This is a genomic window from Desulfoluna sp. (genome assembly GCF_030145185.1).
GTDB lineage: Bacteria > Desulfobacterota > Desulfobacteria > Desulfobacterales > Desulfolunaceae > Desulfoluna.
Map to the genome: position 1 here is coordinate 83,417 of NZ_JAQYWB010000006.1, position 15,528 is coordinate 98,944.

The following is a 15,528-nucleotide window of genomic DNA, read 5'->3' on the forward strand; positions in this document are numbered from 1 at the left end:
GTTTCAAGCGTTTATTCCGAGTTGTTTCATTTTGCGCCATAGCGTGCTTCTTCCCCAGCCGAGGCGTTCTGCCGCCTCCTGACGTCTGCCCCGAGCCTCCCGCAGGGCTTCCAGGATCATTTCACGTTCGGTGGCGGCCCAGGTGCGAGGCGCTTGGGTCTCGGGCAGGGGGGCGGGCAGGGGCCCGGGGTGAAAGGGGGAGGCGGGAGGTGCTTCCTGCATGAGGGGCAGGGGCGCTTCCAGAAGGTAGGCCGGCAGGTCATTCACGCCGATGGTGGCTTCGGTGGACATGCTGGCTGAAAATTCGACGATGTTTCGCAGCTCCCGGATATTGCCGGTAAATCGGTAGTGGGTGAGGAAGGAGATGGCCTCCCTGGAGAAACCGCTGATGCGTTTGCCCAGCTGGCCTCGGTAGATCTCCAGGAAATGGTCGAGGAGGATTCGGATGTCCCCTTTGCGTTCTCGTAAGGGGGGGAGGTGAATCCGGGCGACATTGAGGCGGAAGAGAAGATCCTGACGAAAATGCCCGTCGGCCACCATCTGTTCTAAGTTGCGGTGGGTGGCGGCAATGACGCGGACATTGGCATGGAAAGGGCGGGTATCCCCCAGGGGGTAGATCACCTGATCGTCGAGAAAGGTGAGCAGTTTCACTTGCAGGGACAGGGGAAGATCTCCGATCTCCGTGAGAAAGAGGGTGCCGTTGTGGGCCATTCGGAACCGGCCTGGCTTGCTCTCCACCGCGCCGGTGAAGGCGCCCTTGGCGTGCCCGAAGAGTTCACTTTCCAGAAGGGTCTCGGGAAGGGCGCCGCAGTTGATCTTGATAAAGGGGCCCCCTGCGCGCAGGGAGGTCTGATGGATCGCTTCGGCCACCACGTCTTTGCCGGTGCCTGTCTCTCCCGTGATCAGGACGGAGGCATCGCTCTGGGCGAGGATGGGCAGGGTCTGAAAGATTTTTTCCATCTTCTCGCTGCGACCGATAATCCCTTCGAAGCTGAAGGCCTGGTTTTTTTTGCTGTCGAGTTCCTGAACCGCCCGAAGATCCTCAATGGTTTCCATATACCCGGTGAGACGTCCTTCGGCATTGGTGAGGGGGGCCAAGGTGAGCTTGATCGGCAGGCGGACGCGGTCCCGGTTGATCAGGTCACTCTGGCAGGGGGCCGAGGCGCTGAGGTCTCCCTTTTTCTTGGGACAGTTTTCCACGCAGGCACGGCTTCGGACGATATAGCGACAGGGGACCCCGTAAGCGTCGCTTCGGGAGAACCCCGTGAGGGTTTCAAAGGCGCGGTTGAGCCAGACGATGTGCAGGTCTCTGTCCAGAACCGCCATGGCCAGGGGGACCTCATCCATGAGCTGGTCAAAGGAGAGCTCGTTGGAGAGAAGGTGGGCGATGGCTGGGGAGGGCACGGGCATGGGGTCTCCTTCATCTGGGGCCTGATTGTTGCTGGCTGGCGGGTGTTTACTCCCGTCTTTGAGGCTGACGCGTTGCCAGTCTCTATCTTTTGCTTACCCGGGCGATGGTGTCAAGAGGCAAAGTGCGTCGTGATCACGGTCGGGCGCCGTTGAAACCGAGGGCGTCGGGAACCATGACAGAGACCTTCTTGGGATGGTTTGAGATGAGGATTCTTATATTATTAAGGCGTCAGGAATCTTTACACTGTGTAAGTTTTGATTGTCGGGGGGCTTTTTTTAGGACAGGATCATAAAGGATTTCAGGTGGGGTAGGTTGGCATGGGTTTTGCTATGTTTTTTAAAGTAACATGCCGCCATGGGCGTAAATATGGATCCCTTGGGCAGCGGAGGTAGTGAATGTGTGCAGGAGGCCGACGGGTCGGTGCGTGGGCTCCCTGAAATGATGGTAACGCCGATTGCAAGGTTTGGAGGGTGACAGCGGATATGACAGCCATTGTGATTTCAGGGGGCGAGAGTGGGCATGTTCAGGAGCTGGTTCGTATTCTTGAACGGGACACAGGCAGCGCTTCTATGGATGATGAGGCCCTCATTAATATGGCGGTTGAAGGGGGCGGTGGGAACATCACCCTTTCATGGGCACTTTTTGGAGCCCATCCCCTGGCGGACCGCATGGTGAAGGAGCGCAAATGCGCACGGGCTCAAATGTGCCAGGCCATGGCCACCGCCCTGGGACGTGGGGTGAGGATTTTTTACGGAGACCTGGGGCACTTGCTGCAGCGTTTTCCGGTGGCGGTTTTTCGGGTGCTTTTCTCGGAGCCTGAACGTAAAGGGGATCACGGGTGGGATCGCGGGTCGGAACGACGTCGCAGGCGCCTGTTCGGACAAAGTTTTCTCGATCATACCCTCTACGATATGTATCTACCCGGAGGGAAGGAACCTGTGGATGAAGAAGCCAGGGCGATTCTGGAACGGACGGCCGTCGCCTTTGGGGACCCCGGGCGCCCCTTGGGAGGAGACCGTTTGCAGCTGGCGTCGGATATGGCAGAGGCTGAGTTTGATCTGGTCCGTCGCGGTGTGGATGTGGAATTTTGGACCCAGGAGGGTGGGTTGACGGTGTGGAACCGTTCCGCTTTGGAAAATGGCGATCTGGAGGAGCGGTTGCGTCGCAACTACGGCCTGGGATCGGTCTCCTGCAGGCGGGGCGCTCCCCCGGTGTTGTTTGAAGAGCGGGTTCCCTACAGCCTGTGTATGCGGCTCGAGGGAGATCGTGGACTTGAGGAGGTTGCCGCGTCCGTGGCGGGTCGAAACGGGGCGCGACTGGGCCCGGCAAAGACCGAGGTGGTGCTTCACGGCGGTCTGGGCTGGCAGGGACGGCTTTTGGTGGATCTTCCCGAGACTCTGGCCGATCCCGAAGAGGCGATTTGGCGTCTGATGGCGCTCTATCCGGGGCGCCGACTGGTTCTCCCGGCGTCGAGGTACGCATGGCTGGTTGCCCGCATGGGGCTTGAGACGGGGAATGAAGGTTCCCCCAACGGAGTGAGGAGGTGAGGATGCCAGGCTTTTTGAGCCTTCGCACAAAGACGACGACGATTGTGGCCCTGATGGTGGCGGTGACCCTGGGCTGCGGTGGGGTGATGATATGGAATACCTACCGGGTGGATCGTCTGATCGAGGTCATGGTTAGCGATACGGTCAATGCGTATCAGGCCGCTGAAGCCCTGGAAACGGCTCTTGTGAATCAAAAGGGGTTCATGTCGTATTATATCATGGACCGAAATCCCGAGTGGCTTCAGCGCCTGGGAGAGTATCGGCAGCTTTTTCGCATGCGCCTCGAACGGGCCATGGGGTTTGCCAGGACGGAGGACGAGCGGGACACGCTGGAGAAAATCGGCGAGAGGTATGATCTTTACGTGGCCGCCAAGGACAACGCCCTGGGCCTGTACATTCAGGGAGACGAAGAGGCCGGTGGTGCGGCCCATGCCCAGGTGAGGACCCAGTTCTTTCAGCTCCTCGGTCATTGTGAAACCTATAAAAAAGCATATGAAAAGCAGCTCTTTGAGGCCCGCTCATCGGTGCACGTCCGGGCGGTGAGGTTGCGGTGGGTCACGGCTCTGGCGCTTTTTTGCGTGGCGGGTCTGGGCGGTATCCTCACCATACTCCTGGGACGTCAGGTATTGACCCCCCTGCGCCTTCTGGCTCGAGAAGAGGCGGGGGAACTCGCCTTGATAGAGCCCAACGAGGTGAAGGCGGTCACCCATCGGATTGAAAATCTGATCCGCAGTGCCGGCGAGGCCCATACCGAGCTCGCGCGGAGCCGCGAGAATCTTCTCATGGCCGAGAAGATGGTTCTGGTAGGGAAGCTGGCCGCCGGTATGGCCCACAGTATTCGAAATCCACTCACCTCAGTCAAAATGCGTCTTTTTTCCCTGAACCGGTCCCTGCCCCTCACCCATGAGCAGGAGGAGGATTTTCAGGTCATCACCCGGGAGATCGGGCAGGTGGATACCATTGTTCAGAATTTCCTTGAGTTTTCCCGGCCTCCGCGTCTGGCCATGCAGCTGGAGAGTCCTTCCCGGGTGGTGGACCGGGTGCTTCAGCTCCTGTCTCATCGGTTGCGTTCCTACGAGGTGGTGGTGGAGGTGCAGCGGACGGCAGCGCTTCCCCAGGTGACCTGTGACCCGGAGCAGCTGAAGGAGGCCTTTGTGAACTTCATGGAGAATGCCTGCAAAGCCATGAAGGGCGGAGGGCGTATTGTCATCAGCGAGCGGGTCGTTCACGAGACCGATGGCGCCGGTTTGGCCGAAATTGCCTTTGCCGACACCGGATGCGGCATCCCCGAAGAGGAACTGGAACAGGTGTTCCAGCCCTTCTTCACCACGAGGGAGGACGGCACGGGGCTGGGCCTTCCCATCTCACAGCGGATTATTGAAAACCACGGCGGCTGGATCGACGTGGACTCGGTAGCGGGCAAGGGGACGATGTTTATCGTCTATCTACCCATGGATGGCGACGAATAGAGGCGGGTTGCACCCCCTTAGCAAAGGAGACATATGATTACCATTCTCATTGTGGACGATGACGACTCCCTGCGGGCTTCATTTGAGAAGTTGCTGGCAGCCGAAGGGTACCGCGTTCACAGCGCGGCCAATGGGCTGGCGGGGATCGATCTGGCCGAGCGCCTTCATCCCGATCTGGCCATCATTGATATGAAGATGCCCGGCATGGGAGGGTTGGAATTGTTCGGGCGCCTCAAAGAGGTGGCGAGTCTCATGCCGGTCATCGTCATGACCGCTTATGGCACCACGGAAACCGCCATCAAGGCGACGAAAATGGGGGCCTTTGACTACGTGCTCAAGCCCTTTGATATTCCGGCTCTGCTGCGATTGATTGCCCAGGCCGCCGAGGCCGGGCGTTTCATGAAGTCCACCGTCACCATGGGGGGCACCGGGGCGGGGGCGGTTCACGGGAGTGATGAAGAGAGCATCGTGGGCATCAGCCCGGTCATGCAGGAGGTGTACAAGTCGATAGGACGGGTGGCCGCCAGCGATGCCACGGTCCTGATCCGGGGGGAATCCGGCACCGGCAAGGAGCTGGCCGCGCGGGCCATTTATCAGCACAGCAACCGGAGCCGACGCCCCTTTGTGGTGATCAATTGCGTGGCGATTCCAGAGACCCTTTTGGAGAGTGAGCTGTTCGGATACGAACGGGGGGCCTTCACCGGCGCCACCCACCGGAAGGTCGGGAAGATCGAGCAGGCCCATGGGGGGACCCTTTTTCTTGATGAGATCGGCGATATGCCCCTGGAGCTGCAAACCAAGATTCTTCGTCTGCTTCAGGAACGCAGTATCGAGCGCATCGGGGGGCGGGAGACCATTCCTGTGGATGTGCGGATTGTCGCCGCGACCAACCGAGACCTTGAAGGCGCCATCAAACAGGGGCGATTTCGTGAGGATATCTATTACCGTCTCAAGGTGGTGACCCTTTTGCTGCCCCCCTTGCGTGAGCGCAAAGGAGATATCTCGCTTCTCACCGATTATTTTCTCAGGCGTCATGCCCAGGAGCTGGGCATGGCCAACCCCGGCATCAGCAAAGAAGGCCTTCATCTTCTGGGAGGGTACGAGTGGCCCGGCAACGTGCGAGAGCTCTCCAACGTGATCCAGAAGCTTTTGATTTTTCATCGGGGGGGGGCCATCACCCAGGAGAGTATTGCGAGAAGTCTGGGGCAGGATGGGGTGGCCGAAGAGCCCAGGAAGGACCCGGAGGACATCATAAGGCGCTGGGTCCGTGGGTGTCTGGAGCGTAAAGAAGACGATTTGTTTGAGCGACTCCTCGACGAGTGCTCACGGGTGATTTTGTCTGAAGCCCTGGCCACCACAGAGGGCAATCGGTCCCAGGCCGCCCGACTTTTGGGTATTTCCCGTCCCACACTCCATGCCCGCATGGACAAATACGGGATCACCGTGGGGGCTCGAATCAACGGCGCCGAGTCGGACGCCCAGAAAGGCAAGGGATAATGGCAAATAAAACACACGATCGAAACATTGGACGGTTTATTCTGGGGAACATGACCCTTGTGCCCCTCGTGCCTTTTCTGGTGCTGCTGGTGGTGGGGGCCATTCTCTTTTCCGGCGCCATGGAGAAGAGCATCATGGAACGGCTCTCTCAGACAGCCCGTGACCACGGGGCGATGGTGGATACCTTTTTAAAGGAGAGACGCTCCGATCTGGCTTTGCTGGCCTCTGTCTCTTCGTATGAGGCCCTTTCCACCTCCGAAAACCTGGAGGTCGCCTTCGGGCATCTCAAGGCAAGTTCCGGTGCCTTTATGGATCTGGGTGTTTTTGACGAGGCCGGGGTGCATGTGGCGTACACCGGTCCGTATCGGCTTGAGGGCATAGATTATCAGGAGGAGTTCTGGTTTCGAAAGACCATGGCCACCGGCTCCTGGATCAGCGATGTTTTTTCTGGCTTTCGAAAGACCCCTCATGTGGTTGTGGCCGTCCGCGTTCAGGGTGCGGGGCGCCCCTGGGTGCTGCGTGCCACCATTGACACCGATTTGTTTCAATCCCTGACGAGCCGGGTGCACATTGGCGTAACGGGACAGGCCTTTTTATTAAATGATGAGGGCATTTACCAGAGCCTGCCAGCCTCTCGAGGGAAGCTGATGGAGAAGGACCCGGACAGCGATGCCTACGTCACGGGGGACGGGTGGGCAGGGGCTCGGGTGATTGCCTGTCGCGATGGGGTGAAGCGGGTTTTTGCCACGACACGGCTGACCGAAAAGGCGTGGCGTCTGGTGGTGGTACAGAACAAGCACGAGGCCTTTGAGAGCCGTCTGCAGATCTATCTTGTGATTTTTGCCGTCATGGTGGCAGGGGGCGGGGCGCTTCTGGCGGTGGGGTATGGCCTGACGGTCCGGATTGTTTCTCGGATCCGTCGCAGCGATGATCAGGCGGTGCATCTGGAAGAGCAGCTCTACCGGGCGGCCCGGCTGGCAGAGCTCGGAGAGATGGCGGCAGGCTTTGCCCATGAGATCAACAACCCCCTTCAGGTGATGCAGAGCGAATTGGCTTATATGGGCGAAACCATCGGCGATGTGGAAAGAGGGGAGGGAGATTTTGAGGTGGTCCGTGAGTCCCTGGACCAGATGCGACTCCAGATCGGTCGGTGTTCGGAGATTACCCGCTCGGTGCTTAATTTTGGACGTAAGAGCACCTCAAAGGACCAGGACGTTGCCATGGGTGATTTTCTCTCTGATGTGGTCAAGATGGTTCGGAAGCGGGCGGAGGTGAGCGGTGTAATTTTACAGACGGAGATACCAGAAAATGGCGCCTTGGTCTGGGGCGATCCCTCTCGACTTCAGCAGGTTTTCCTGAACCTTATTAATAATGCCCTGGATGCCGTGGATGCCCGCCATGGAAGCTGCGGAGGTTTGATTCAGGTCTCGGTTCGAGAGGAGCCGGAGACGGTGTCTATCGACGTGGAGGACAACGGGGGAGGCATGAATGAGGAGACCCAGGCCAAGATCTTTTCCCCCTTTTACACCACCAAGCCCCCAGGATCGGGAACGGGCCTGGGGCTCTCTGTCTGCTTTAGTATCGTAGAGAGCATGGGGGGGCACATTGACGTGACCAGCACCCCAGGGGAGGGGACCTTGTTTACCATCGTTTTGCCGTGTCAGCCTCCCCGCTGATCGGATGGGTTTTCCCTTTGTCTGCAAGACGCCGCTTTTCAGTGTGAAGGCGGCGTGGAGTGACAAAAACCCCGGCCATCGCCCTTTCGTCACGGGTCGATGCCTGGGGTTTTTGTGTCTGTGGCCACCCTTCACTCTCTTCTGACACCTTGTAAACAGCGTTGACAATTCAGAATTACTCTGAATAAGCAATCCGCAAATAATTTCTTTAAAACCAGTGGGTTATATTTTTAATATTCTTGGCATGTCCCGTGCATTTGCTCATAGAGCAATACTCCAATACATGCGTATGAGAATGATGAATCTATAATTATTAGGAGGAGTGAATGGAGACTCTCTATGTTTTGCTCGTGGACGACGAGCCCCGCTATCTTGAGACCACCTCACGGCTTTTGGCTCGTAAAGGCTGTTCGGTTGCCACGGCCGCATCCGGGGTGGAGGCCCTGACTCAGCTCTCCAAAGAGCCGGTGCACGTGGTGGTTTTGGATGTGAAGATGCCTGGAATGGATGGCCACGAAACCTTTCGGGCCATTCGAAAAACCTACCCCCTGGTGGAGGTGATTCTGTTAACGGGTCACGGAACCGTGGACTCGGCTGTGGCGGGTCTGAAAGCGGGTGCTTTTGACTACCTGGTGAAGCCGGCCGATATTGACCTGCTCTGGGGCAAGGTCAGTGAAGCCTGGGATTCCTATCGGCGGCATGCAGAGAAGATACGCCTTGCCATGCTTGAGCGAAGTATGCAGAGCCCGAGGGACATCATGAAGCAAAAGGGGTCGGACATCGACGCCTAAGGAGGGGGGACAGCTATCATGGGAAAGCGTGGCAAGCAAAAGTTGACCGGGTATGACAAGTATGTGGACTGGAAGATTTTTTCCATTCCGGTTGTTCTTTTTTTTCTCATCCTCCTGATGCCGACACCGGGCGGTATGATGGACGTTGGGACCGAGTACAAGGTGGGGCCGAAGGCGGTCACCAACTATCTGAGTCAGGAACTCTTTGGGGTTGGAAGTACGGAAGTACCCCAGTGGCAGCTCCTGACGGTCAAGATGATGGAACGAAACCTGAGGATGGGCGCTCTCACGAAGACGCGGTTTTTAAAACGCAACGAGAAGTGGTGCAAAAAGTATAAGATCGCCGTGGATGCGCCCAACTTCAAACGGGCTCATGCCTTTGTCAAGGATCAGGTGGACGATGCTCGATTTCTTGCTCTCATGGAGGGCGGATTGAAGCAGAGGCGTGACACCCTTCGCTATGAAGACCTTACCGGAAGGGATAAGGCCGCGGCGGACAAAGGCGGGTGGCACATCAAGGTGGCCATCGCCATGGTGGCCTTTGTGGTGATCTGTTTTGTCACCGAGTGCATTCCACTGCCCGGGGTGTCTTTTTGTATTGGTCTGATCCTGGTCTTCACCGGGGTGGTCAGCCGACAGCAAGTGGCCATGCTCTACTGGTCGGACGCCTGTTGGTTCATCATGGGCTCCCTGATGTTTGCCGCCGCCTTTGTCAAAACCGGGGTGGACAAACGGGTCTGCCTGCTGATGTTTGAAAAGTTGGCGGTACCCAACGTCCGTTGGATTACCCTGATCTTCTTTTTGATCATCACGCCCCTGGCCGCCTTTATCTCCGACCACGCCCTGGCTGCCATGTTTCTCCCCATCGGGATGCTTCTTTACCAGAACAGCCTCACCCCGGAGGTGCCGGAGGACCCTGAACTTGCGAAAATGCTCATGATCGGTATCGCCATGGCGTGTAACATCGGCGGGCCTGGCGCCCCTTCCGGCGGTGCCAGAAACGTGATCATGATGACCTATCTCACCGATATGTTCGGTTTTGATATTGGGTATTTTCAATGGATCACTTACTGCTTTCCCTATCTGTTTGTCATGATTCCCATCACCTGGTTGATTGTGAACTGGCGGTTTAAGCCGCGTATCACCAGCCTGGCCCCAGCCATGGATCATCTTCGTGTCGAGATTCACAAAATGGGGCCCTGGAACCGCAAGCAGATCATCGCATTGATTGTGTTTGTGGTGATGGTGTTCGGGTGGTTTACAGAAAAAGCCTTTTACAACATGGGGATCTACCCCATTCGCCTTGGCATCGGCGTGATTGCCGTGGCAGGGGCCGTGGCCTACCTGCTGACCGGGGTGGTGAACTGGCGGGATTACCATGAGAAGGTGGACTGGGGGGTTGTCTGGCTCTATGCCGGGGCCATTATTTTTGGCCGCACCTTAGACACCACGGGCGCCGCTTACTGGCTGGCCCGGACGGTCATCGATTTTCTGGCTCCCTTCGGCATGGATTCCGGTCTTCCGCTCATGGCCGTGTCCAATGGCCTGACCGCGGTGCTGACCAACCTCATGGCGGATGGACCGGCGGCAGCGGCCGTGGGACCCATCACCCTGAACATGGCGGGTCTGGTGCATCCGGGGACCTCCTTTTTGCCCTTTATGGCCATGAGTACGGCCATCGCCTCAAGCTTTGCTTATTGCCTGATCATCGGCACGCCTCCCAACGCCATTGTGTATGCGTCGGGTTATCTGGAGCCCAAGGATTATCTCAGGGTGGGGCTTCCCCTGTGGTTTGTTGCAAACGCCGTCCTTTTGCTTCTCACCGGGGCGTATTGGGTTCTGCGCGGGTTTAACGCCCTGCCGGGTTTCTAATCATAAAAGGAGTGGATGCCTGTGAAGGGTCGTAAAGCGGTAAAATGGGAGAACGGACGTCTCTTCTTCTCTGCGGAGACGGAGCGTCGTGTTTGCTTCGTGCTGACTCTGTTCATGCTCCTTTATGGGGTGGTGATCTGGGTTATGGGGGGCTGATCCATGACACTGAGCCTGGAAGGGGGCCTGGCCCCTGACATCAAGAAAATTGGGGTGAGGGCTGTGTTGCTTTCACCTTCACAGGTCTATCGTACACTGAAGCAGCGGGGCACTCTCCATCGATTGTTGTGGGGATTTTCTGGCGCGGTGCTTCTGAATGGCCTCATGGCCGGCATGATAGGTCCAGAAGGGGGGCTGACGGTTCTCGGAGCCGTTGCGGTTTTCAATTCTCTGGGCATGGCGTTTCTCTCCTCGCTGATGGGCTGGCTGGCCCTGTGGCTGGTGGGGAGGCGCCGACCGGGGGCTTCCGTCGTGGTGCCCTCTGTGGCCTACGGGTTTGGGGTGACCCTGCTCGTCTCATGGATTCCAGGTTCCTTTGTGTACACGGAACCTTGGAAATGGGGGGTCATCTGGGTGGGTTTCCGAGAGCTCGGAGGCGTCAGTGGCCGCCGGGCCCTGGGGGCGGTTTTTCTGACCCTGGTCTCCCTGATGCTGCTTTTCAAGGGGCTCTTCATGCTGCAGGGCATGTGAGAACGGCGTGTGCCAGCAAATTCGCATTGCACTGGACTGATGTGAAAGGAGAAGAACAAGATGATTAAAAAAATACGTGTGATGATCGTGGATGATGAGGAACGTTTTCGCGTGGCCACTTCCAAGGTGCTGGAGCGCCGAGGGTTTGAGGTGCTCACAGCGGAATCGGGGGAAGAGGCCCTGGATTGTCTTGATCAGGGCCCCCATGTGGTGGTGCTGGATATCCGGATGAAAGGAATGGACGGGTTGATGGCCCTGGGGTTGATTAAGGAGCGCAAGCCCAAGCTGCCGGTGATCATGCTGACCGGGCATGGGACCGGAGAGTCGGCCGAGGAAGCGCTGGCCGCCGGGGCCCATGATTATCTGGCGAAACCCTGTGATATCGATCTCCTGGCGACAAAGATCTACGAAGCCGGGGTGGTCTCGGGATTCGACTCCGAGATGGAAAAAACGGTGGGAGAGGTGATGATTCCTCTGGCGGATTACGAAACAGCCCGCCCCAACCAGACCCTGTCTTACGCCGTTCGAGCCTTGCGGGCCTCCTTTTCACCGCGCACCCTTTCCGGCTCCCTCATTGAGTCGGGGCAGCGATCCCTGCTTGTGATCTCAGATGGTGAGGTGAAGGGGGTGTTTTCCGTCGGGGGGTTGCTTGAGGCTTTGCTGCCCGATTACACACAAGCCGATCTTCCCAGTACCGCGTCCACGATTCGATACTCGCCCATGTTCTGGAAGGGACTTTTTACGGCCGAGTCGAAAAAGCTGATGGAGCTTAAGGTCTCGGATGTGATGACGGAACCTCCCCATGAGGTGGATATTGATGCCAATATCATGGAAGCGGCCTATTTGATGGTGTCTATGAATCAGCGTCGGCTGGCCGTGATGGCCTGGGGTCAATGTCAGGGGATTGTGAGAGAGGAAGAGCTTTTCTTTGAGATTGAACGCATCGCTTCGAAAGGGGCGTGAGGCAGAGAAGAGGGCTCGGGGTGATCTTCCCTCGATAAGGTCTTCGAGGAAAAAAAGGTAAAAAAAAAGGGCCGGATCGGTAACGATCAGGTCCTTTTTGTTTTTTATATTTTGTGTTTTGGTCGGGGCGAGAAGATTCGAACTTCCGACCCCTTGACCCCCAGTCAAGTGCGCTACCAGGCTGCGCTACGCCCCGCCAAAAACAGGTGGGTTATACCCCCATGTTTCGATTGATGTCAAGCACTCTTTGACAAAAAAAAAGCCCACCCCCATAATGGCGCAAAAAACGTGGAGGGGCTGTGGCAGGTGCCCACAGAACCAAAGGCTGAAATCAAGGGGTTGAAGGCAGAGGGCGGGTTTATGTTTCCACTGGGAGAAAATGCGAAGATCGGTGTGGCGGCCCCGTCGGGGGTGGTTGATCCCGTTATGTTTGCAAAGGGGATGGCCCGGATTCGTGGGGTGGGATGGGCCGTGGAGGCCGATGAGGCGGTGCTGGGGGCGATGCGCTATCTGGCCGGGGATGAGGCGGTGCGCAAGGCGTCCCTCTTGCGTCTGGCCAGGAGGCAGCCGGACCTGATTATCGCGGCGCGTGGCGGATATGGAGCCATGCGGCTTTTGGACCACCTCTCTTGCGAGGAGCTTGCCGGGCTTCCTCTGTTTATGGGGTTCAGTGATGCCACGGCCCTTCTGGTCCGTCTGGTGGGGTTGGGGGCCTGCGCCATTCACGGCCCCACGGTGCAGGCGCTGGCCACGGCCTCGTCAGAGACCGTGGACGCCCTTGCGGGGTTGTTCACTCAAGGTTTTTTTCCCTCTCCCCTGGGGGCTGCCTGGGAGGCTCTGGTGCCCGGAGAGGGGGGCGGTGTGTTGACCGGGGGCAATCTGACCACCTTGGCTCACCTCTGCGGGACGCCTTTTCAGCCCGATTTCTCGGGATGTATTCTCGCCTTGGAGGATGTGCATGAGGCGCCCTATCGCATGGACCGGGCATTGACCCAGATGCGGCTGTCCGGGGCCCTGTCCGGCGTGGCCGGGGTGATGGTGGGGGAGTGCCTCCACTGTGGGGAGACGATGGCCCGTGACGCCGTGTTTCAAGATATTTTTGCCCCCTTGGGCATTCCGGTGGTGACCGGGGGCCGGTTTGGTCACGGTGCCACCAACCTGCCCATGCTCTTTGGCGTGCGGGTGGAGCTTTCGTCGGATACGGGGTTTCGGTATGTGTGATCCTCTGGAACAAAAAATGAACGAGGGGGTGGCGGGCGGTGTGTTCTCCTGCGGCCAGTTGGTGGTGATGCGTGAGGGGAAGGTGGTGGCGGAATATTGCGTCGGCACCCTTTATTCAAGGAACACCGGGGTGACGCCGGAGACACTCTTTGACCTGGCATCGCTGACCAAGCCCCTGGCCGCTGCGACCCTTGCCATGCGGTTGGTGCAGGCCGGACAGCTGGATGTTGAGGCCCCTGTCTGCCGTTATGTCCCCTGGTTTTCAGGCGGGCATCGAGAAGCGGTGACGATTCGTCAGCTCCTGGACCACTCCTCGGGGCTTCCAGCCTGGCGCCCCTTTTACGAAACCCTGGCACCCCTTGCGGCGGCACAGCGGGGGGAGGAGCTGAGGCGGCTGATTCAGGGGTGTCCTCTGGAGCGAGCGCCCGGGGCGGCCGTGTGCTACAGCGATATCGGTTTTATGCTCCTTAAAGAGGGGGTGGAGGCCGTGGCCGTGGTCGATGTGAGGCATCAGTTTAACGAGGTCGTGCGCGCCCCTCTGGGGCTTTCTGATCTCATGTACGCCATCGATATTCCGGGGGACAGGGCGGTGGCTGCCACGGAAACCTGCCCCTGGCGTGCCCGGACTCTGTGCGGGGAGGTGCATGACGACAATGCCTGGGCCATGGGCGGTGTGGCCCTCCATGCCGGTCTTTTCGGGACGGCGCGGGCGGTGGGGCGCCTGGTCTGGCACCTGGTGGCGCATCATCGCGACGGTGTCCCTGGTTCCCCTTTTCGTCGGGAGGTTGTGGGCTCTTTTCTCCAGGAGTCACAGGGCAGGGGCCGGGGGATGGGTTTTGACCTGCCATCGCCGGAGGGGTCGGCCAGCGGGCGTTATTTCGGGCCGGGCAGCGTGGGGCATCTGGGTTTTACCGGGACCTCTTTCTGGGCCGACCCGAGCCGCGGGATGGTGGTGGTTCTTCTCACCAATCGGGTGTATCCCTCGCGCGCGAATCTGGCGATCCGTTTGTTTCGTCCTGAGGTGCATGATCTGGCGATGGAAATCTATGGTCCGGGCGTTGTCGGCCCGTGATCGCCGCCGCTTTTTAAGTTGTCAATTGGCATGATTTCTGATAGCGGTGGAGGGTGATTATTGCGCTTGTTTTTGTCCTGCAGGCCCGGAACACGTTCCATGATGAGGATAACGTCAGCATGGAGCCCCTTTGTCTCGCGGGATGTTTTGTGCAATCGATTACCGTAACGATGACTTCAGACGGAACAGACGCGAGCTGCGGGAATCCGACCCTTGTGGCAGACCGATTTTCCTATATTATCAGGCCATTACATATTATTGGGAACAAAGGCTGACTATGAACCTTCTTGACTCGCTGCTGGGGCTTTTCTCCAGTGACCTGGCCATCGACCTGGGAACGGCCAACACCCTTGTCTATGTGAAAGGCAAGGGCATTGTGCTCAGCGAACCGTCCGTGGTGGCTGTTCGCACCGACAACAGATCCAAGAACAAGGTACTGGCCGTGGGCGCCGAGGCCAAGGCCATGCTTGGCCGGACACCGGGGAACATTGTCGCTATCCGTCCCATGCGGGATGGGGTGATCGCTGATTTTGAAGTGACGGAAGCGATGCTCAGTCACTTCATTAAGAAGGTCCACAACAATCGCCAGAAGTTTGTTCGACCCCGCATCATCATTGCTGTTCCTTCCGGCATTACTCAGGTGGAGAAGCGCGCGGTGAGGGAATCTGCTGAGTCTGCCGGGGCTCGTGAAGTGTTTCTCCTGGAAGAACCCATGGCGGCAGCCATTGGCGCGGGGCTTCCCATTACCGAGCCCACCTGTAACATGGTGGTGGATATCGGTGGCGGCACCACAGAGGTGGCGGTGATCTCCCTTGCCGGGATCGTGTACTCCCGTTCCCTGAGGGTGGCCGGCGATCGCATCGATGAGGCGATCATGCAGTATATTAAGCGTCGCTATAACCTTCTCATCGGGGAGCGGACCGCCGAAGTGATCAAGACCACCATCGGCAATGCCTATCCCGATACAGAGAATATCGAAACCATCGAGGTCAAGGGCCGCGATCTGGTCTCCGGGATTCCCAAAATTCTTACCATCGACTCGGAAGAGATTCGTGAGGCCATCAGCGAGCAGATTGACGCCATTGTGGAGTGCGTGAAGATTGCCCTTGAGCAGACCCCACCGGAGTTGGCGGCAGACATTGTGGACCGTGGGATTGTTCTCACCGGGGGCGGGGGGTTGCTTAAAAACCTCGATAAGTTGCTCAAAGAGCATACGGGGCTTCCCATTACCGTCGCTGATGATCCTCTCTCGACGGTGGCCAAAGGGGCCGGCATGTCTCTGGACAGCATCGAAATCCTGCGACAGGTAGTCATCAGGTAGC

Annotated in this window: 13 protein-coding genes and 1 tRNA gene; 12 read left to right on the plus strand and 2 right to left on the minus strand. The window is 58.2% G+C overall.

Annotated elements, in window-relative coordinates:
• Positions 1 to 3: 3 nt before the first annotated feature.
• Positions 4 to 1,410 (minus strand): sigma 54-interacting transcriptional regulator, encoded by a 1,407-nt coding sequence (locus tag Q1Q75_RS03060; RefSeq protein ID WP_300667533.1) that lies wholly within the window; start codon positions 1,408 to 1,410, stop codon positions 4 to 6.
• Positions 1,411 to 1,893: 483 nt separating this feature from the next.
• Here Q1Q75_RS03060 and Q1Q75_RS03065 point away from each other — a divergent pair, with 483 nt between their 5' ends.
• The 9 genes from Q1Q75_RS03065 (at position 1,894) to Q1Q75_RS03105 (ending at position 11,913) form a co-directional block, all read left to right on the plus strand.
• The gene (locus tag Q1Q75_RS03065) at positions 1,894 to 2,958 is read left to right on the plus strand and encodes a hypothetical protein (RefSeq protein ID WP_300667534.1); all 1,065 of its coding nucleotides are present in this window, start codon (positions 1,894 to 1,896) and stop codon (positions 2,956 to 2,958) included.
• A gap of 2 nt (positions 2,959 to 2,960) precedes the next feature.
• Entirely contained in the window at positions 2,961 to 4,427 is a 1,467-nt protein-coding gene (locus tag Q1Q75_RS03070; protein ID WP_300667535.1) for an ATP-binding protein, read from the plus strand.
• Positions 4,428 to 4,460: 33 nt separating this feature from the next.
• Positions 4,461 to 5,924 (plus strand): sigma-54 dependent transcriptional regulator, encoded by a 1,464-nt coding sequence (locus Q1Q75_RS03075; RefSeq protein ID WP_300667536.1) that lies wholly within the window; start codon positions 4,461 to 4,463, stop codon positions 5,922 to 5,924.
• Positions 5,924 to 7,600, plus strand: a complete 1,677-nt coding sequence (locus Q1Q75_RS03080) for a sensor histidine kinase (RefSeq protein ID WP_300667537.1) — start codon at positions 5,924 to 5,926, stop codon at positions 7,598 to 7,600. The genes Q1Q75_RS03075 and Q1Q75_RS03080 overlap by 1 nt, the downstream gene beginning before the upstream one ends.
• A 326-nt stretch (positions 7,601 to 7,926) precedes the next feature.
• Positions 7,927 to 8,391, plus strand: coding sequence for a response regulator (locus Q1Q75_RS03085; RefSeq protein ID WP_300667538.1), 465 nt, complete (start codon positions 7,927 to 7,929; stop codon positions 8,389 to 8,391).
• An 18-nt stretch (positions 8,392 to 8,409) separates the two neighbouring features.
• On the plus strand, positions 8,410 to 10,263 hold the full coding sequence (locus tag Q1Q75_RS03090) for a DASS family sodium-coupled anion symporter (RefSeq protein WP_300667539.1): 1,854 nt from the start codon (positions 8,410 to 8,412) through the stop codon (positions 10,261 to 10,263).
• Between the two features lie 21 nt (positions 10,264 to 10,284).
• Positions 10,285 to 10,419: a hypothetical protein gene (locus Q1Q75_RS03095; RefSeq protein WP_300667540.1), complete on the plus strand. Its 135-nt coding sequence runs from the start codon at positions 10,285 to 10,287 to the stop codon at positions 10,417 to 10,419.
• Positions 10,420 to 10,422: 3 nt separating this feature from the next.
• Complete coding sequence (locus tag Q1Q75_RS03100) at positions 10,423 to 10,950, plus strand: hypothetical protein (RefSeq protein WP_300667541.1); 528 nt, start codon at positions 10,423 to 10,425, stop codon at positions 10,948 to 10,950.
• 60 nt (positions 10,951 to 11,010) lie between these two features.
• Positions 11,011 to 11,913 (plus strand): response regulator, encoded by a 903-nt coding sequence (locus tag Q1Q75_RS03105; RefSeq protein ID WP_300667542.1) that lies wholly within the window; start codon positions 11,011 to 11,013, stop codon positions 11,911 to 11,913.
• A 119-nt stretch (positions 11,914 to 12,032) separates the two neighbouring features.
• Here Q1Q75_RS03105 and Q1Q75_RS03110 read toward each other — a convergent pair.
• Positions 12,033 to 12,109, minus strand: a tRNA-Pro gene (locus Q1Q75_RS03110).
• Positions 12,110 to 12,219: 110 nt separating this feature from the next.
• Here Q1Q75_RS03110 and Q1Q75_RS03115 point away from each other — a divergent pair.
• The 3 genes from Q1Q75_RS03115 (at position 12,220) to Q1Q75_RS03125 (ending at position 15,527) form a co-directional block, all read left to right on the plus strand.
• On the plus strand, positions 12,220 to 13,134 hold the full coding sequence (locus tag Q1Q75_RS03115) for an LD-carboxypeptidase (protein ID WP_300667543.1): 915 nt from the start codon (positions 12,220 to 12,222) through the stop codon (positions 13,132 to 13,134).
• Positions 13,127 to 14,206 carry a serine hydrolase gene (locus tag Q1Q75_RS03120; RefSeq protein ID WP_300667544.1) on the plus strand — a complete coding sequence of 360 codons (1,080 nt, stop codon included), beginning with the start codon at positions 13,127 to 13,129 and terminating at the stop codon, positions 14,204 to 14,206. Before Q1Q75_RS03115 ends, Q1Q75_RS03120 begins: the two co-directional genes overlap by 8 nt.
• Positions 14,207 to 14,483: 277 nt before the next feature.
• Positions 14,484 to 15,527, plus strand: coding sequence for a rod shape-determining protein (locus Q1Q75_RS03125; protein ID WP_300667545.1), 1,044 nt, complete (start codon positions 14,484 to 14,486; stop codon positions 15,525 to 15,527).
• Position 15,528: the final 1 nt, after the last annotated feature.